9 protein-coding genes and 4 pseudogenes are annotated in these 19,086 nt (G+C 59.6%); 4 read left to right on the top strand and 9 right to left on the bottom strand.

The window, feature by feature from the left end; translation table 11 throughout:
- The first annotated feature begins 107 nt into the window (after positions 1-107).
- A pseudogene (locus N8E89_RS05870) lies at positions 108-1,816 on the top strand (heparinase II/III family protein).
- A gap of 298 nt (positions 1,817-2,114) precedes the next feature.
- On the opposite strand, the pseudogene N8E89_RS05875 reads toward N8E89_RS05870, so the two are convergent.
- From N8E89_RS05875 to N8E89_RS05890, 4 genes and pseudogenes are all read right to left on the bottom strand, one after another.
- A pseudogene (locus N8E89_RS05875) lies at positions 2,115-2,282 on the bottom strand (ATP-binding cassette domain-containing protein); the annotation flags it as partial.
- A gap of 32 nt (positions 2,283-2,314) precedes the next feature.
- A complete protein-coding gene (locus N8E89_RS05880; RefSeq protein ID WP_262261409.1) occupies positions 2,315-3,313 on the bottom strand; it encodes a rhamnose ABC transporter substrate-binding protein in 999 nt (332 codons plus the stop codon).
- A gap of 52 nt (positions 3,314-3,365) precedes the next feature.
- On the bottom strand, positions 3,366-4,373 hold the full coding sequence (locus tag N8E89_RS05885) for an ABC transporter permease (RefSeq protein ID WP_262261410.1): 1,008 nt from the start codon (positions 4,371-4,373) through the stop codon (positions 3,366-3,368).
- 9 nt (positions 4,374-4,382) lie between these two features.
- Complete coding sequence (locus tag N8E89_RS05890) at positions 4,383-6,923, bottom strand: ATP-binding cassette domain-containing protein (RefSeq protein WP_262261411.1); 2,541 nt, start codon at positions 6,921-6,923, stop codon at positions 4,383-4,385.
- Positions 6,924-7,234: 311 nt separating this feature from the next.
- On the opposite strand from N8E89_RS05890, the gene N8E89_RS05895 reads away from it, so the two are divergent.
- A complete protein-coding gene (locus tag N8E89_RS05895) occupies positions 7,235-8,512 on the top strand; it encodes an ROK family transcriptional regulator (protein WP_113172272.1) in 1,278 nt (425 codons plus the stop codon).
- Between the two features lie 145 nt (positions 8,513-8,657).
- The gene (purH, locus tag N8E89_RS05900) at positions 8,658-10,274 is read left to right on the top strand and encodes a bifunctional phosphoribosylaminoimidazolecarboxamide formyltransferase/IMP cyclohydrolase (protein ID WP_262261413.1); all 1,617 of its coding nucleotides are present in this window, start codon (positions 8,658-8,660) and stop codon (positions 10,272-10,274) included.
- Here the strand turns inward: purH and N8E89_RS05905 are convergent.
- From N8E89_RS05905 to N8E89_RS05925, 5 genes and pseudogenes are all read right to left on the bottom strand, one after another.
- A complete protein-coding gene (locus tag N8E89_RS05905; RefSeq protein ID WP_262261414.1) occupies positions 10,264-11,625 on the bottom strand; it encodes an MFS transporter in 1,362 nt (453 codons plus the stop codon). The two genes, purH and N8E89_RS05905, sit on opposite strands and share 11 nt — an antisense overlap.
- Positions 11,626-11,657: 32 nt before the next feature.
- Positions 11,658-16,452, bottom strand: a pseudogene (locus N8E89_RS05910) (NAD-glutamate dehydrogenase).
- A 108-nt stretch (positions 16,453-16,560) separates the two neighbouring features.
- Positions 16,561-17,193, bottom strand: a complete 633-nt coding sequence (locus tag N8E89_RS05915; RefSeq protein WP_262261415.1) for a TPM domain-containing protein — start codon at positions 17,191-17,193, stop codon at positions 16,561-16,563.
- Positions 17,194-17,196: 3 nt separating this feature from the next.
- Complete coding sequence (locus N8E89_RS05920) at positions 17,197-17,952, bottom strand: TPM domain-containing protein (RefSeq protein ID WP_262261843.1); 756 nt, start codon at positions 17,950-17,952, stop codon at positions 17,197-17,199.
- Positions 17,953-18,063: 111 nt separating this feature from the next.
- Positions 18,064-18,677: pseudogene (locus tag N8E89_RS05925) on the bottom strand (LemA family protein).
- 139 nt (positions 18,678-18,816) lie between these two features.
- Between N8E89_RS05925 and N8E89_RS05930 the strand changes: the two are divergent.
- Entirely contained in the window at positions 18,817-19,065 is a 249-nt protein-coding gene (locus N8E89_RS05930; protein ID WP_106662056.1) for a hypothetical protein, read from the top strand.
- Positions 19,066-19,086: the final 21 nt, after the last annotated feature.

Consider the following 19,086-nt stretch of genomic DNA (forward strand, 5'->3'; position numbering starts at 1 on the left):
CTCAGGGTTTCGAAGCACAGCCATGCGGCGGGGAATATCTTTCGCGCCAGCGTATGACAATGCCCTGAACCTCGCCGGGGCCCGGCGAAATGAGGAAATGCTGCCACATGGTCGCGCTTAGCGAAACACCGCAATTGTGGGGACTTGCAACAGCGCAATTGTGGCGCCGGTTCCGCAGGCGTGTGCGCATGGGGCCGCTTTATCGCTGGCGTTTTACCGGTTTCACACCGGAACGGGTACTCATCGCGCCGCAGGACCTTCGACCAGCCGATCCACAACTTGCTGAAGAGTTCTACCACGGCCGCTTTGCCCTTGCTGGCAAGGTGGTGGAGACGGGCGGGCGCTCGCCATTCCTGGTTGAACCGCCCAATGCCGCTTGGCAGGCCGCGCTGCACAATTTCGGCTGGCTGCGCAACTTGCGCGCCGCCGGCACTGAACTTGCCACGGCCAATGCCCGCGCGCTGCTCAGCGACTGGATCACCACCCATGGCCGCTCGATTGGCGGCCCCGCCTGGGCACCCGAAGTCACGGCGCAACGCATTATCGCCTGGCTGCAGCATTCGAGCCTTATCCTCGCGGGAGCTGACCTGCGCGCCTACCGCCAATTCATGCGCTCCCTCGCCATGCAGGTGCGCTATCTGCGCACGATGGCGGCGGTGATGGATGACGGGGAAGAAAAACTGCGGGCCCGCGCCGCCTTGGCCCTTGCCGCCTTGGCCTTGCCCGTCGCGTCGAGCACCAGCCGTTCGGCCCGGCGCAACCTGGAATTCGAATTGATCCGGCAGATCCTCCCGGATGGCGGCCACATATCACGGAATCCGCTGACGATTCTTGAGTTGCTGGCAGACCTCTTGCCGTTACGCCAGACCTACGCAAGCGGCCAGGAAGCCCCCCGAAAGCACTCATCGAAGCGATTGAGCGGATGCTGCCCGCGCTGCGCTTCTTCCGCCATCACGATGGAAGCCTCGCCTTGTTCAACGGGGTCGGTGCAACCATGCCGGAGCGGGTCATCGCCGTGCTGCGCCATGACGATATCGGCGGTCTGCCGCTCATACACGCGGCACATTCAGGCTACGAGCGCCTGTCGATGGATTCCACCACCATCATCGCCGATACGGGACTTGCACCGCCGGTTACAGCATCGCGCGACGCCCATGCCGGTTGCCTTTCCTTCGAAATGTCGTCCGGGCGCAACCGCTATATCGTCAATGCCGGCGTCGACCGCTATGGCCCTCCGGAGTTCCGCCCGCTGGCGCGCTCCACTGCCGCGCATTCGACAGCGACGATCAACGACACGTCGTCGTGCCGCTTCAGCGCTACACCCGGTCTGTCGACGATGATCGGCACACCGATAATTGCAGGCCCGACAAAGGTCAATATTGAACGGATTGAACGGGAAGGCGCCGTTGGTTTTGTCGCCAACCACAATGGTTATGTCCGGCCTTTCGGTATTTATCACGAGCGTCAGATCGTCCTGTCGCACAGTGGCAGCGTCATCGAAGGTATCGACAGCTTCTTTGCCGCAGGGCGCAATCCACTGCGCGATACTGGCGCGGAGGATGTTGTCATCCGCTTCCACCTGCATCCTTCCGTCAACGTTACCGTCGATGAAAATGGTCTGATCATCCTGCAGGCGGAGAACGATGATATCTGGATGTTCTCGGCAACGGTCCAGCCATTCATTGAAGATCCGCTGTTCTTTGCCGGATTTCGTGGTCCAGTAAAAACCCGGCAGATCACCCTTTCGCTCAACGCCTCCGAACGTTCCGACGTCGAGTGGCAGTTTACGCGGACAACACTTGGGGTTTATGGGTAAGTTTGCGCCCGCTTGCTTGCTGCCAAACACACTTGTTTCCCCCGGTCATCGCTGATCGGACGCCCATCCGACACAGCTCGTGATATTGTCCCGGGTCATAGCCAAAGGCCAGTACCTCGGCCTGGGGTTGGCCCTCTTGGCTTCGGATTCCGCGCCTTTGGCCAAGGCCACGAAGAAGGGGTTGCCCATCGAGCCAAGCGTGATGCCGATCTTGTTGAGGCTTTCGAAACGGCCGGTGTGGTGGCCAAGGCAATTGCAGAGGGGATCAAAAATGCTTGTCTAACCATGATAATTCTCCCTGGTGCGCAATACTTTGAACCTTCATAAGCGTGGATTTTCCCGCGCCGTTCTCGCCCATCAGGGCGTGCACTTCACCCGGATAAAGCATGAGCAGCACGTTTGTCAGGGCTTTCACCCCGACAAAGGTTTTCGAGACATTTCGCATTTCCAAAATGGGATCAGTCATGGTCTCGTCCCTGTGAACTGAGGCGGTAACCTTCAGAACTTGAACTCGGCGAGATTGGCTGGCGTTACGATTTTCGCCGGTCCGAGAATGAGTTCTCCCGCCGCGCCGATCGTGTATTCGCCGAGGCGGCCTGCCTTGAATGTCTCGCCTGACTTTCCGCTGATCTTGCACTGCGCCAGCGCCTGCGCGGTCTGGTAAGTCAGGTATCCGAGGTCGGAAACGTTCCACCAGATATCCTGTGCACTCCCTTCCTTGATGTATTTGGAGATCAGCGTGGCCGGTGCGAGACCAGTCAATTTGACCTTACCCGTCAATCCCGCTTCCTCGAGCGCGCGGGCTGCAGCGGGCAAGCCGATGCCCGCCGGGACGATGATGGCCTTGAGGTCGGGGAAAGCCTGGACCAGGGCAAGGGCCTGCTGTTGGTTGACCTGTTCGCTTTCTTCGCCATAAGCGACCTGGGCAAGCTTCAATTTGGCGAATTTCGGATCTGCCGCCAGCTTTTCCTTGATGAATTCGATCCAGGCATTCTGGTTTGTCGCTGTCGGTGTCGAGGAAAGAATGGCGAATTCACCCTCGCCCCCCGTGAGGTCGTAAGCACTTTGGAGCATCATCTCGGCCAGGCTGTCTCCCTTCGCCTGATTGACGAAGATGGAGCGGGCACTGGCAGCAACATCTGAATCATAAGAGATGACGCGCACCCCTTGCTTGGCCGCGCGTTTCAATGCAGGAGCGACAGCATTTGCATCATTGCCGGAAATGGCGATCACGCCCACCTGTTGCGACACCAGACTGTTGATGAATTCGATCTGCGCTTCGGCCGTTCCTTGCGATGGCGCTACCTGAATCAGCTTGCCGCCGATTTCTTTCTGCGCCTCTTCCGCACCCTGCTTCGCCACCTGGAAGTACGGGTCGGTGTCGAGCTTCGGCAGGAAACCCACGGTGACGGGCTCCTTGGCGCACTCCTGGGCAAGGACTTTGTGCGGAAACGCCAGTGCTGGTGCGAGCAGTGCAAGTTTCAGGTATCCGTTCATTCTTTCCTCCATGTGACGATTGCCGGAATTGCACCCGTCGGGTGTCCCGGTTTCATGCTTCCGTTTTGCGAAACGACGCGTAGGTTTGGATGAGTTCAAACAAGGATTTCGAGTAGTTTCCCAAAAGCAGGGAAGCGATGAGAATAAGCCCGATGACCATGCCTTGCGCATCGCCCCCGACCTGATTGAGTGCCAGTAAGTTGCGGATTGCCGAAAGCAGGATCAGTGCCAGGAAGACGCCGGGGAGGCGTCCTTTGCCGCCAAAGACACTGACGCCGCCAAGCAGCACGATCGTGATGACGTCGAGTTCCATGCCCAATGCATTGTTGGCGCGGGCATTGGAAAGCCTTGCCGTATAGACGATGCCGGCAGTGGCGCAGACGGCGCCCGATAGCACGAAAAGCGTTGCGGTCAGCCGCCTCGCCGCAATCCCCGAATACAGCGCAGCCATGGGATTTCCACCCAGCGCATAGAGGCGCTTGCCGGTCGGGGTTCTCTGAAGAACGATGGCGAACAGCGGTGCAAGGATGAGAAACGGCACGATCGTCAGGGGTATGTCGGTCCCGGCAATGTTGTCGATGCCGAAATCCGTCACCGAATCGGGCAGGACATTGACCGATCCCGTACCGAGAAAGATGTAGCCGATGCCGCGATACATCGCCATCGTACCCAAAGTCACCACCAGGGAAGGCAGGCCGAGAAATGCCGTAAGATATCCGTTGAAGGCACCGAGCAGGCCACCCGCTGCGATCGTCAGCGGCAGGGCAAGGATCAGCGGCACCGACGCCTGCACCAGCAAGCCGAAAACAACACTCGTGAGCGCCAGGATCGAGGCCACCGAGAGGTCGATTTCACGCACGATGATCAACAGCGTCATTGGGAGGATCAGCAGTGCTTTCTCGGAAGCGCTTGCTGCAATTTGCGAGAGGTTGAAGGCAGTGAAGAAGTTGGGCACGAACAGGATGCCGTAACCGATAGTCACAAGACATGCAGCGGCCAGCAGCATGTCCCAGAACTCGAGCCGGCGCCAAAACTCAAGCGGGCGAAAGAAATTCATCATCACATCACCTCAATTGTTGCCGGCGCGGCGGGCTCGGCGCGTAACGAGGGCATCGATGCCGATGGCCGCCAGAATGACCAGGCCGTAGACGCCTTGCAGCCAGAGCGGATCGACGCGCACCAGCGTCAGGCCATTCTTGATGACCAGCAAGGTCAGGGCACCGAGTGCAACGCCGAGCAATGTCCCGGCGCCGCCGCGAATGGCAACGCCCCCTACCACCGATGCGGCAATGATGGTCAGTTCAAATCCGGTGGCGACCCGGGCATCCACTGTCGCGTAGCGAGACGCCCACAGAGCCCCGCAGATCCCGGCCAGCAGACCGGCGAGCGCGAATGCCAGGAGGATCTGCCGCCGCTGTGGAATGCCGACAAGTTCCGCACCGTCGGGATTGGACCCGGTCGCGAAGAGTTCGCGCCCGATGCCGGTATTGTTGAGCAGGTAAGAAGCGGTCAGCAGGATCAGCAGCGTGACCACGACAATGAGCGGTACCCCGGCCAGCTTCGTACCAGTCATGTTGAGCCAGGAGATTGGCACTTCGTCCGCACTGACCTGGTCACCCGCAGCCCAGAGACTGTTGAGCCCGCGATAGATGGACAGCGTGCCGAGCGTTACGACGATTGCCGGAATGCGCCCGAACGTCACCAGAGCACCATTGATCAGCCCCGCGGCAATACCGACCGAACAGGCAATGAAGAGGCCGCCAATCGGCCCGATCGCCGGATGCGCAGACAGTGCACTCGCCGACAGATAGGCGGCAAGTCCGATGATCGACGCGACCGACAGGTCGATATTGCGGGTGATGAGCACCAGCATCTGGCCAAGCGCCGCCACCATCAAGAGTGCCACATCCATGGAGACAGCGGTCAGGTTGGCCGCGCTGAAGATGCGGGGATTGATCAACGCCACAGGAAGGATCACGGCAGCCATTGCCGCAAACAATCCGAACTCCCGGCGCTTCAGGATGTTGGCGAGGGTGAATGCCGGCGCCGCATCGATGCGATCGTGTTCAGCATGGCCGCTCGAGTCGCGTTCGCTCGTCGCCGCCTCCAGAATCAGCTCCTGCGTGGCTTCCTCTCTGGTGAACTCCGCAGTCTTTTCTCCTTCGCGCAACACGATGATGCGGTCGCACATCCCGAGCAATTCGGGGAGTTCCGAAGAAATGAGAATGATGGCCATGCCCTGAGCCGCCAGATCGGCAATCATCGCATGGATTTCGGCCTTGGTATTGACGTCGATGCCCTGGGTCGGCTCATCGAGGATGAATATGCGTGGCTTGGTTGCCAGCCATTTCGAGATCACGACCTTCTGCTGGTTGCCACCCGACAATTGTTTCACCGGCTGCTCATAGCCGCTGAACCGCAATTTCATGCGCTGCAGTTCGCCGCCCACCAGTTCGATCGCGCTTTGAGGGCGGTAGAAGCCCCTGGGTGCAGCTTTGGCGAGGACCGTCAGTGCGGCATTGTCGAGGATCGAAAAATCCATGACGAGGCTTTGCCCCATACGATCTTCCGACACGTAGGCAATGCCGGCGTCCATCGCTTCGCGCGGCGAGTGAATTTTTCTTGGAATGCCATCGATAAGGATTTCTCCACTGACCGGGCGATCGACGCCAAACAGGACACGTGCAATCTCCGTACGCCCGCTGCCGACCAGTCCGCCAAGACCGACAATCTCGCCTTTTCGAACGATCAAGTCGATGCTGGGGCCGCCTGCCTGCAGCACAAGGCTGCGCACTGCGAGGCTGACCGGTCCCCGGGATGCTGTTCTTTCGGGATAGAGGCTCGACAGTTCACGACCGACCATCATCTTGATAGCTGCCGGACGGCTCAGGGCCGCCGCGGGTTCCACGCCAACGAGCGAGCCATCGCGCAAAACGGCGATACGATCTGCAATGCGGAATATCTCGTCCATTCGATGGCCGACGAACATCATCGCAACACCCTGCTTGCGAAGTTCGCCGACAACCTGGAAAAGCCGCTCTACCTCTCTCTGGGACAATGCCGCCGTCGGTTCATCCATGATGAGAACACGGGCCTTGAGGGAAAGCGCCCGCGCTATTTCGACAAGCTGCTGTTCGGATGTGCGCAGTTCACCGAGTCTCGTTTCAGGCGGAACATTCAGTCCGACCGTATCCAGCACCCGGCGCGCCTCTTCCCGCATGCGGCCAGCGTCGATGAATCCCGGCCCGGTCGTCGGCATGTGCCCGATGAAAATGTTTTCGGCGATCGACAGGTCCGGGAACAGTCCCGGATGCTGATGCATAACCGCGACCCCCGCCTTGCTGGCATCGGCAGGCGATTGAAAATCCGCTGGCATTCCATCGACGACCACACTGCCCAGCGTGGGTGTATGAACACCGGCCAGAAGCTTCACGCAGGTGCTTTTCCCCGCACCGTTTTCCCCTAGCAACGCAAGCACTTCGCCTTGGCGCAGCTCGAACGAAACCTCTTTGAGAACGGCCGTCCGGCCAAAGCTCTTGACCGCATTGCGCAAGCCAATGGGCGCGATTTCCTGCAGATGCTCGACCGGACCATGTGATGGCTGAAACAATATCGATCTCCCAATCGAATTGCGGCGGTCAAATAATCGGGCGCGTTCGACTTTCCCGGAACGTCGCATTATTCGGCCTTATTAAAGCAATTTGCTAAATTAAATACCTGAATTGGTCAAGGGCGTAAATTGACATTTGCCAATCGGACTGCAAATTTGGGCGAGCAAAGAGGCTTGCCGCCTTGATCGGACGCGGATAGGGTCTTGACGTTTCAACCAGACTGATAGGCTTCTTGATAGGTTCAACCCTCAGAGGCAAGAATGCTGGACGCATAAGCAAATTTGCTCCTGATCGGGGCATTGGGGATGGAATGGCCGGCAAGGGAAGCAATTCGGTTCAGGTACGCCACTATAATGAGCGCGTCGTACTTGAATCGATCCGGAAGTTGACCGAAGCGTCGAAAGCCGACGTCGCGCGTTATGCAAACCTGACGCCCGCCGCAATCGCAATGATAATCGATGCCTTGGAATCCTCCGGATTCATAAAGCAGATTGGTAAAAGATTTGGCCAGCGGGGCCAGCCTTCCATCATGTACCGGCTGGTCCCGGAAAGAGCCTATTCGATCGGCATAAGGATTGGCCGCCGCGCTCTCGATGCGGTACTGGTCGATTTTGCCGGGGCAATTCAAGCGCAGGAGTCGCATGAATATGCATTTCCCGAGCCGGATCATGTAAGGCGCTCCGGCAACAACGCCATCAAGGCTTTCAAGGATTGGCTCGGGAAGGATCTACAGTCTCGTCTCGTCGGAATCGGAATTGCTGCGCCCTATTTTCTCGGAGGATGGGGCGAGGAGCTCGGCTTTCCTCCTGAGCTCAGCAGCAAGTGGGAAGAAGTGGACCTGCCGGCGCTCTTTGCCAATGATGACGACATTCCGGTCTACATCGAGAACGACGGCTCGGCCGCGGCACTCGCCGAACTCGTCGGCGGCAACGGCGCCCGCTTCGATGATTTCATGCATATTTCGATCGATACATTGATTGGCGGCGGTCTCGTCCAGAACGGGCAGCTTCAGACGGGCCCCAACGGCAATACGGCAGCGCTGGGGCCATTTCCGGTTTCGCGGTCGAACCTGGCTTCTGTGAAAGCGCCGCCCGGACCATTCGATATTCTTCTGCACAGGGCCTCCGTCTATGTGCTGGTCGATCATCTTCGCGCCAGTGGCGTGGAGGTGTTTCGTGTCCGGGAACTCGACCCGCCATCCCCGGGGTCGAGGGAGCCCATTGCCCAATGGCAGGCAGATTGCGCGGACGCGATTGCACAAGCCATCGTCGGGATAATTTCGATTGTCGATATCGAGGCAGTGATCATTGACAGCATCCTGCCAAGAATCATTCTCCAGGATCTGGTCGCTGGCATTCAGTCGCGATTGCGCGATGTCGTTCCGGTCGGTTTGCTGGTTCCGGAAATCATTGTCGGATCTGTCGGCCGGCTGGGATCGGCCATAGGCGGAGCGATGCTGCCTATCTATGCGCGGTTCGCGCCCGACAGCAGCGTGCTGGTCAAGAAAAGCCAGCTGCGCAAACCGCTGTTGGTTGGATCGAGAACAATGAACGCTGCTGAAATTGGCCGTATCGCGGCAAGCAAGTGATCCGGACGCATCTTGCGAGTGTCGTCTCCAGGGAAAAACGTCGCGATCTGACAGAATCTGCGATCGGAAGTAGGATTCCTTGGCCGCCTGTGCTAACCGGCTGGCAAATCCGCTCAACCTTCCATACTGCTGAGGACGAACTCCCATGGCCGTCGCCGCAAAATCATTTCCCGCTCCGAACCTTCATCAAGTCCGGCGGGCACTTCTTTCCGTTTCAGACAAGACCGGCCTGACGGCACTCGCCCACGCTCTCCACCGCCACGGTATTGAAATACTCTCCACCGGTGGCACTTCCAAGGCGATCGCTGCCGAAGGCATTCCAGTGCGCGACGTCTCCGACATCACGGGATTTCCGGAGATCATGGATGGCCGCGTCAAGACCCTGCATCCCAAGGTGCATGGCGGTTTGCTTGCCGTTCGCGACGACCCTGAACATGTCGAAGCCATGAAGGCGCACGGCATCGGCGCCATCGATCTCGTCGTCATCAATCTCTATCCCTTCGAAGAGGTTCGCCATTCCGGCGCCGACTACGCCAACATCGTCGAGAATATCGACATTGGCGGCCCGGCCATGATCCGCGCTGCGGCCAAGAACCATGCCTATGTCGGCGTCGTCACCGATACCGGCGATTATGACATGGTCATCGCCATGCTCGACAAGCACGAGGGCGCGCTGCCGTATTCCTTCCGCCAGAGCCTCGCTGCGAAAGCCTATGCCCGCACCGCCACCTATGATGCAGCGATTTCCGGCTGGTTCGCTGAAGCCCTGATGACCGAGACTCCGTCGCGCCGTGCCATTGGCGGTCACCTGCATTCGGTCATGCGCTATGGCGAAAACCCGCATCAGTCGGCGGGCTTCTATCTGACCGGCGAAAAACGCCCCGGCGTCGCCACCGCCACCCAGCTGCAGGGCAAGCAGCTGTCCTACAACAACATCAACGATACGGATGCCGCCTTCGAACTCGTTGCCGAATTCGATCCGGCGCGCACGTCGGCTGTCGCCATCATCAAGCATGCCAATCCCTGCGGCGTTGCCGAAGGAGCGAGCCTGAAGGACGCCTATCTCAAGGCGCTCGCCTGCGATCCGGTTTCGGCCTTTGGCGGCATTGTGGCGCTGAACAAGACGCTCGATGCAGATGCGGCCGAAGAGATCGTCAAGACCTTCACCGAAGTCATCATCGCGCCCGACGCCACACCGGAAGCCCAGGCCATCGTCGCGGCGAAGAAGAACCTGCGCCTGCTCGTAACCGGAGGACTGCCCGATCCGCGCGCCGGTGGCATCAGCGCCAAGACCGTCGCTGGCGGCATTCTCGTGCAGTCGCGCGACAGCGGCGTGGTTGATGATCTGGACCTCAAGGTCGTCACAAAACGCGCGCCGACAGCGGCGGAGATGTCCGATCTCAAGCTCGCTTTTCGCATCGCCAAGCACGTCAAATCCAATGCGATCGTCTACGTCAAGGACGGCGCCGCCGTCGGTATCGGCGCCGGCCAGATGAGCCGGGTCGACAGCGCCCGCATCGCCGCGCGCAAGGCGGAGGACGCTGCTGAAGCTGCAGGCAATTCGGCACCGTTGACCAAGGGCTCCGTTGTCGCCTCGGACGCATTCTTCCCGTTTGCCGATGGCTTGCTGTCAGCCGTCGCAGCCGGCGCAACGGCAGTCATTCAGCCGGGCGGTTCGATGCGCGATGATGAAGTGGTCGCGGCCGCCGACGAACATGGCATTGCCATGGTCTTCACCGGCATGCGCCACTTCAGGCATTGATCCTCGCGGCCGGATAGGGTGTCCTCACGAGGATCGCCAGTCCGGCCAGCAGGAACAGGATGATCACCGCCATGCCAAGGCGCGGTGAGCCGCTCAGTGCTGTCACCGTCGCCACCAGAAACGGCGCGAGGAAGCTTGTTGCCCTGCCCGACAGCGCGTAGATGCCGAAATAGCGGCCTGCCTCGTCAGCAGTAACACTGCGTGCCATGTAGGACCGCGACGAAGCCTGCACCGGGCCAAAAGCCATGCCGATCAGGAGGCCGAAGCCGATATAGGCTTTTTCCGCCGGAGTCCCGAACAGGCCGCCGCTGTCTGCCCCCGGCAGTTGCAACAGGCCGAATAGCGTGTAGCCAGGACCTGTCGAGACGATGCCGATTGTCGCGATAGTCAAGAGCACCAGCGAAACCGCCACGACGATCTTGGATCCGAGCATCGTGTCCAGCTTGCTGGCAGCGATGCAGCCGGCGATGGCAACCACGTTGAGGATGATGCCAAAAATGCCGATTTCCGCCGTCGCCCAGCCGAACATCGTCGCGGCAAAGGCGCCGCCCAGCGCAATCAGCGCATTCACCCCGTCCTGATAGATCATGCGCCCGAACAGAAACCGGAAAATGCCCGGCCGCTGCCGCACTTCGCCAAGGGTGGATCGAAGTTGCGCCAACCCCACACCCACGGCTTTGCCCACCCGCAGACTGCTCGAACCATCCGGAGTAAAGAAGAACATCGGCAGGATGAAGACGAAATACCAAAGCGCCGCCAGGGGCGCTGTGGCGCGATCGCCTTCGCCGGAAGCTGGATCGAGCCCGAAGATCGGGCTCAGTCCAAGCATGGTCTTGCCGGTCACCGGCGAAGCCGCCATGAACGCCACGACAAAGATCAGCACGATCATGCCGCCGAGATAGCCAAGGCCCCAGGCCATGTTCGAGATGCGGCCGATATCCTTCGGCGCGACCAGCCGCGGCATCATCGAATCGTTGAAAACGATGGAGAACTCAGCCGCGATCGACGCCAGCGAAAAGAAAACCAGCGGCATGATCAGGCCGGAACCAGGGGCCGCAAACCACAGCATGAGCAGCGAAAGTATCTTGATGACAGCGAAGAAGCCGATCCACGGTTTTCGCCGTCCTGTCTGGTCGGCGATCGATCCGAGCACCGGCGAAAGGACAGCGATGAACAAGCCGGAGATGGCAATGCCATAGCCCCAGGCCGCCTGCCCCATGGCCGGATCGCTCGCCATGCGCGAGACGAAATATGGCCCGAAGATGAACGTCGTGACAACGGTGAAAAATGGCTGCGCCGCCCAGTCGAAGAGCATCCAACCCCAGATGCCCCGTCTCGACGCTACAGCCATTCCCTATCCCTTACCAATCGTGCCCAACGCGCCTACGACAAATCGGAAAGCAATCCTGCGGCGACTGCAAGCCGGGAGACTGTCAGATCGCCCGTTTCCACAATATTCGCCATGCGCTGCCTCACTTCGTCGACGCGTGCACCCTGACCTGAGAGCCAGTCTTTTGCCGGATCGGTTTGCTTGCCATATTTGTTGAGCGCTGCCACGGCAATACCGCGCCGTGCCTGCGAGATCAGATCGGTGGCCCGCGCCAGCGCCAGCCCATCATAGTAGTCGGCAACGGAGACGCCCCGCGCCGCGTCCTCGATACGCCCGATACGGAAGGCTTCGGAAATATCGAAATAGGCCTTGCCGGCGCTGGCAATGTCGATATTGGCCTGCTGCGCCACCGCGGCGATGTCGGGGATGATCGGCGCGATTTCGAGACGGGCCAGCTGCGCGGCAAGCGCCGCAGGCGCGCCAAGAGCGGCGTTGCTGGCCGTATCCTCACGGATCAGCGCGGTCATCGATAGCGGCAACAGCTTGTCGAGACGCGGCTGCAGCGCACTGCGCGCTTGCCTGATCTCCTGGATTGCCGCCTGCAGCCCGGCAGCTTTTGTCCCGTTGCGCAGCACCCAGGCGGTTGTCCAGTTCAGCATCCGTGCCACCTTGGCGTAGAAGCCGTTCTGGGTTTCCCCCGGTATCGCATTGTCCAGCGCGTCGATCCCGGCGAACACCTTGTCCAGTTCGAAGCCATCCCGCACGATCAGATAGGCGCGGACGATTTCCGGACCGGGCTGACCGGTCAGGTCCGCAAGACGGCTGACGAATGTCGGGCCGCCACGGTTGATCACGTCATTGGCCAGTTGCGTCGCGATGATTTCCCGGCGCAGGCGGTGCGTGCGGATTTCCTCGCTGAAGCCCGCCTTCATCTGGCTGGGGAAATAGTCGATGAGTTCCTGTTCGAGATAGGGATCATCCGGCAGATCGCTCGCCAACAACTGGTCGGAAAGCACGATTTTGGCATAGGCGAGAAGGACGCCGAGCTCGGCACGGGTTAACTGAATGCCGTCAACCTGCCGCTCCGCCAGCACCTTGTCGTCGGGCAAGGTTTCCACCTTGCGGTTGAGGAGCTTCTTTGTTTCCAGGTCGCTGATGAAGCGCGCCTGATAAGCGAGATCGGCAATGCCGCGCCGCTGCGCCAGTGACAGGGCAAGCGTCTGCAGATAATTGTTGCGCAGCACAAGATCGCTGACCTCGCCGGTCATCGATTCCAGCACCTTGTCGCGCTTGGCGCGCTGCAGCTTTCCCGCACGCATGGCTTGCGCCAGCGCGATCTTGATATTGACTTCAACGTCGGACGTGTTGACGCCGGCCGAATTGTCGATCGCGTCGGAATTGCAGCGTCCACCGAGCAGACCGAACTCGATACGGGCCTTTTGCGTCACACCGAGATTGGCGCCTTCGCCGATGACCTTTGCCCGCACATCGCTGCCGGTGATGCGGATGGAATCATTGGCGCGGTCACCAACGTCCGCGTCGCTTTCCAAAGTCGAGCGGACATAGGTGCCGATGCCGCCGAACCACAACAGATCCACGGGCGCTTTCAGGATCGCCGTCATGATCTCGAACGGGGTTGCCGTGGTCTTGGCAAGGCCGATGACCTTCGCTGCTTCCTTGGACAAGGTGATCGACTTCTGCGACCGCGAGAACACGCCGCCGCCCGCTGAAATCTTCGATTTGTCATAGTCCTGCCAGCTGGATCGCGGCAAGTCGAACAGCCGCTGGCGTTCTTTCAGGCTCGCCTTCACGTCCGGTTCCGGGTCGATGAATATATCGCGGTGGTCGAATGCAGCGACCAGCTTTGTCTGTGGCGACAACAGCATGCCATTACCGAACACGTCGCCCGACATGTCGCCGACACCGGCGACAGTGAATGGCGTCTTCTGGATGTCCGTGCCGATTTCGCGGAAATGGCGCTTGACCGCTTCCCAGGCGCCACGTGCGGTGATGCCCATCTTCTTGTGGTCATAACCCGCCGAACCACCGGAAGCAAAAGCATCGTCGAGCCAGAAATCATGCGCCTGGCTGATGGCATTGGCCGTATCGGAGAATGTTGCCGTTCCCTTGTCGGCTGCGACAACAAAATAGGGGTCGTCGCCATCGAGCCGGACGAGATCGGCCGGCGGTACTACCTTCTCACCCTGCAGATTGTCGGTTACCGACAGCAAAGTCGAAATGAAGGTGATATAGGCGGCGCGGCCGGCTTCGAAAATCGCATTGCGGTCGCCGCCACTGGGCAGGCGCTTCGGATAAAACCCGCCTTTCGCGCCGACAGGAACGATGACGGCATTCTTCACCTGCTGCGCCTTGACGAGGCCCAGAACTTCGGTGCGGTAATCCTGAGCTCGGTCGGACCAGCGCAGGCCGCCACGGGCAACAGGTCCGAAGCGCAAATGGACGCCCTCGACCTCTGGCCCATAGACAAAGATTTCGCGGTAGGGCCGCGGCTCCGGCAAGGCGTCCAGCAATCGCGGGTCGAGCTTGAACGCCAGTGTCACGCGCTCAGCACCATCTTCTTCAGGCGAGAAGGCGTTGGTGCGCAGCGTCGACTCTATGAGATTGAGGAAGCGCCGCAGGATGCGGTCGTCATCGAGACTGGGGACACCCTGAAGCGCTGTCTCGATTGCCGCCCTGATCGTGGTCTGCTTGCGCTGTGATTGGGCAGAATTGGCCTTGGCCGGGTTGAGCCCCTGTTCGAACAGATCGAATATCTGTTTGGCAATTGCCGGATAGCGGTTGAGCGTTGCTGCAATGAAGTCCTGCGAATAGGGAATACCCGCTTGCTGCAGGTAGCGGCCATAGGCACGCAGGATGATGATTTGCCGCGCCGTCAATTGCCCGGTAAGCGCGAGCGCGTTGTATCCGTCATTGTCCGATGCACCGCTCCAGATGTTGCGGAATACATCCTCGAACAGATCGCCGTTGTCGGCGAGGTCGATCGATCCGCCGGAGGCGCTGACCAGCTCCATGTCATGCACATAAAGCGGGCTGCCATCGGCAGCGGGCAGTGCGAACGTCTGCTCGCTGATGACACGAAAACCCATATTCTCCAGGAGCGGTACGCGCTGCGACAGCGCAACAGCCGAGCCGTAGTGATAGATCTTGAGGGAAGCTGCGTTCGGCCCGTCGGTGCGGTGCCGGTAGAAATCGACGAACAGCGGATTGTTGCGGGACAGGCCGGCAATGCGGCTCGCATCGACCAGCGCTTCATCCGGCGAAAAATTCTCACGGTAGGAGTCGGGGAAGGCCGCGGCCAGCGGCGTGAACTCCGAGGTTCCGGTGCGGTCGCCGACTTCAGCCACAGCGTCTTCCCAAGTCCGGACGATCGAGCGAACAGCTTCTTCCAGCGTCTCCCGCTTGACCTTGGGGAATTCGTCCTCGGCATGACCGATGATGAAATGGACGCGGGCAAGATTGCCTTCTGGAAATGCCGGATAGTAAGCCGAAACATGCCCCTCATAGACGCCGGCGAGATACGAGCCGACCTTTTCGCGCACGACGGAATCGTAACGTTCGCGCGGGACAAAGACGATGATCGAAGCGAAGCGGCCGAACGGATCGATGCGCGGCAGAACGCGCACACGCGGGCGCTCGCCCAGCGCCAAAATGATCTCGGCGTTGCGAGTCAGCGCCTTGACGTCGATCTGGAACAGATCGTCGCGCGGATAGCTCTCGAGTACCTTGATCAGCTGCTTGCCCGAATGATCTTCGCGGTTGAAGCCAAGCCGGCTGATCACCGCCTCGGTCTTCGATCGCAGATACGGGATCTTGAGCACCGAGCGTGTATAGGCGCCGGAGGTGAACAGGCCGACGAACCGCAATTCGCCTGTAACCTTGCCCTCTTGATCGAACGTCTTCACGCCGATGTAATCCATATAACCACGGCGGTGCACCAGCGATTTCGTATTGGCCTTGGTGACGATAAGCGGTTCCGGGCCGGTCAGAAATGCGATGATCTGCGGTGTTGTCGTTACGCCCTGGTTACCGCGCTTGAGAACCCGCACATCGGGATCGCTGAGGATGCCGAGCCCCCGCTTGCCGGAACGCTCCAACTCGCCCTGACTGGCGTCACCCTGATAATCGTATTCTCGAACCCCCAGGAAGGTGAAGTTGTTGTCGCGCAGCCATTCGAGAAATTCCACAGCTTCCTCGGCTGCAGCTTTCTTCATCGGTGTTTTGCCGGCCCTGTAAGCCTCTATGGCGTCAGTCAGGCGCGCTACCATGGCCGCGCGATCATTGACGGCTTCGCGCACCTGCTTGAGCACGGTGGTTAGCGCGGCAAGCATGATCTCGCGTGAAGGCGCATCGAGTGCCGGAACATGGATCTGCATCACCGAGACACGAGCCACGCCCTCGCCGGGTTTCTCGGGACCGGCGCCGCCGATAACGGTTCCGCTCTTTTTATCCACGTCCATGACCGGATGCAGCACCAGGTAAACCGAACTCACCCGCTCGCTAATTTCGCCGAGAACGGAATCCAGCAAAAATGGCATGTTGTCGTTGATCAGCGTAATGACCGTGATCGGCCTGCCGTCACGATAGACAAGATTGCTCTCGGAGAGATCGATCAACGGCTTGCCGGATTTGAAACGGGCCAAGGCATCCTGCGCAAGCTTGGCCGAAGTGCCAAGCGCGCCGGCATCATAAACGGCCAGGTCTTCTTCAGGCGCCCGGGCAAACAGCAGTTCCTGGAAGAGGCCCGTTCCGGCCTTTTTTCTCTTTTGCAGCTTTCGGCGGTTTTGACTTCGTGGCGGCTTTTACGTCCGATTTTGTCTTGGAAGCCATTAAATATTCCCCCTCGGTTCCCTAATTGGACCGATCATAGCTATTCGGAAGGCATTTTCGACTACAAACTGCATGTTCAGGGTGAAAATGATGTGACACGCAATAAACTTACAATTCGACCAGATGATCATCCAGTTCATTGATGTCGCCGGGCCCGGCCGGGAAATGTTCTTCCAGCAGCAAAGCCGCTTTTTCGATCGCCATGAGAAACCCCGCCGTCAAATCATCCCGGCCCGCATGTTCCGTCAGAATCGCAACAATGTTGTTCCATTCATCCTGATGGACTTTCGCGTTGATGCCGGCATCCGCGACCACCTCGGCATAACGTTCCGCCAACGACACGAAGAGCAGGATACCGGTGCGCTCGCTTGTCAGGTGCACATTGCGCGCCAGAAACTGCTGGATCGCATTCAGATGCGCGCGCCGGTATAGGATGCGCTTGGGAACGAGCCATAATGTGGCGCTCGGAACCAGCCACAGCAACAGCACCGCCGTCAGGAACGCCGCAAGGATCGCCAGACCGAAGACAGGCAGCGGCACCGTATACCAGTACCAGTGCGCCGCCACCGCGACGAATACGGCGGCAAGCAGGATGCCACAGGCGACAGTGAAACCGGCCACGTAGAAATAGCTGTCGCTGCGCCGCGCCAGAACTGCATAGATCTCGCCGCTGGTACGGCTTTCCGCCCGACGGATGGCCTCGGCGATGCTCTTGTGATCCGCTTCATTCATCAGTCGCATGATCTACCAGCTCCCCGATGCACCGCCGCCACCAGACGACCCGCCGCCACCCGAAAAACCGCCGCCACCACCGCCCGAAGACCAGCCACCGCCACCTCCGGACCATCCGCCACCGTTCCGGCGGCGCGGACGATTGTCGACATGCATCCCGAGCCATTCATACTGCCCGGGACCAATCTTGCGTCCGAAGACAGGCGCCAGAACAGCCATCGCGAAGCCGCCAAAAAAGATCGTTACCCATATTGCGATGAAAATGACCATGAACCAATCAATGTCGGAGGATTGCTCCTGAACATTGCGTTTCGCGCGGGCTTCAAGTTCGGCCGCGTCACCCGAAAGCACGCTCAGGATGCCATCAACACCTTTCGAAATGCCGCCGGAATAGTCACCGGAACGGAAACCCGGAATGATGGCGTTTTCGATGATGAGCTTTGACAGAAGATCCGTCAGCGTACCTTCGAGACCGTAGCCCACCTCGATGCGGACCTTGCGGTCATTCGGCGCCACGACCAGCAGAACACCATTGTTCTCCTGTTTCTGCCCAAGCGCCCAAGCGCGGTAGAGCCTGTTGGAATAGGGCTCGATTTCCTCTCCTTCGAGGCTCGGCACCGTTACCACCACCACCTGGTCGGAGGCTTTCGCCTCGAAAGCCGCCAGTTTCCGGGTAATTTGCTCCCTGGTCGCCGCATCGATGACGTTTGCACCATCGACGACCCGCCCGGTCAGCGCGGGCAGTTCGGCGGTGAAGGCGCTGGCCATCAACAGGATGAGCAGCACGGAAACAAGCAGCAGGCGCCTGGCAAGCCATTTGGACGATCGCTCGCAAACGGTCATGACCGCGATTTGACCCGGTATGGGCATCTGGAAAGCCTAGAATTTCACCTGAGGCGTCTGCTTGGCCGAATCCTCGATGGTGAAGGTCTGGTATGGCTCATTCCCGGTAAACCAGATCCACTTCCAGATCATGGTCGGCATGGTCCTGAGCGAGGTATTATACACACGCACGGCTTCGATATAGTCGCGGCGGGACACGGCGATGCGGTTTTCCGTCCCCTCCAGCTGCGACTGCAGGGCCAGGAAGTTCTGGTTGGATTTCAGATCCGGGTAGTTTTCAACGATCGCCATCAGCCGCGAGAGAGCACCCGTCAACTGTGCCTGGTTCTCCTGAAAAACCTTCATCGCATTGGGGTCTGTCAGCGTCTCCGGGTCACCTGCACCGAGGTTGCCTTGGCGCGCGCCTCGACGACCGAGGTCAGGACATCTTTTTCCTGCGCAGCATAACCTTTGACAGTTTCAACGAGATTGGGAATGAGGTCGGCGCGGCGCTGATATTGGTTCAGCACTTCGCTCCAGGCAGCCTTTGCCCGCTCTTCATTGGTCGGAATAGTATTGAACCCGCAGGCGGAAAGCAGGGGCACAAGGAGTGCGAGAGCAAGAACGGAAAGCGCGCGGCGCGGCGCCGTCAAACGAGTCACATGGTGCATCAGGATCCTCTCCCCAAGTTCAGATTCAAGCGGCCGGACGGCCTTCGAAACGAAGCAGTACGAACCTAGCGATTTTTTTTCTGCAAAAGGAACTGGCAAAGCGCTATGGTGATTTGCTCTGCAACCCCATGGAATTGTCATGCCTGAACAGGACAACAAGCGCGAGTCCGGCACCGAATCCAGGCGCATTCTGGACCGCGTGAACCACGAAACCGCGTCCGGAGGCCTGTCCGTTATCGAGCGTACCAAGGGCCATTTTTCCGCCGAGGATGCCGATGCCGCCGACCCCATCGAGATTTGGGGCACGCGCATCGGCCGGTTCCTGGGATTGCTTGTGCTGATCGCCATGTTTATCTGGTTCCTGAGTTCCTTTTTCGGCATGGCTTAAGCTCCTCTCCCCCTCCTGCAT

The organism is Phyllobacterium sp. A18/5-2 (assembly GCF_025452215.1).
GTDB classification, from domain to species: domain Bacteria; phylum Pseudomonadota; class Alphaproteobacteria; order Rhizobiales; family Rhizobiaceae; genus Phyllobacterium; species Phyllobacterium sophorae.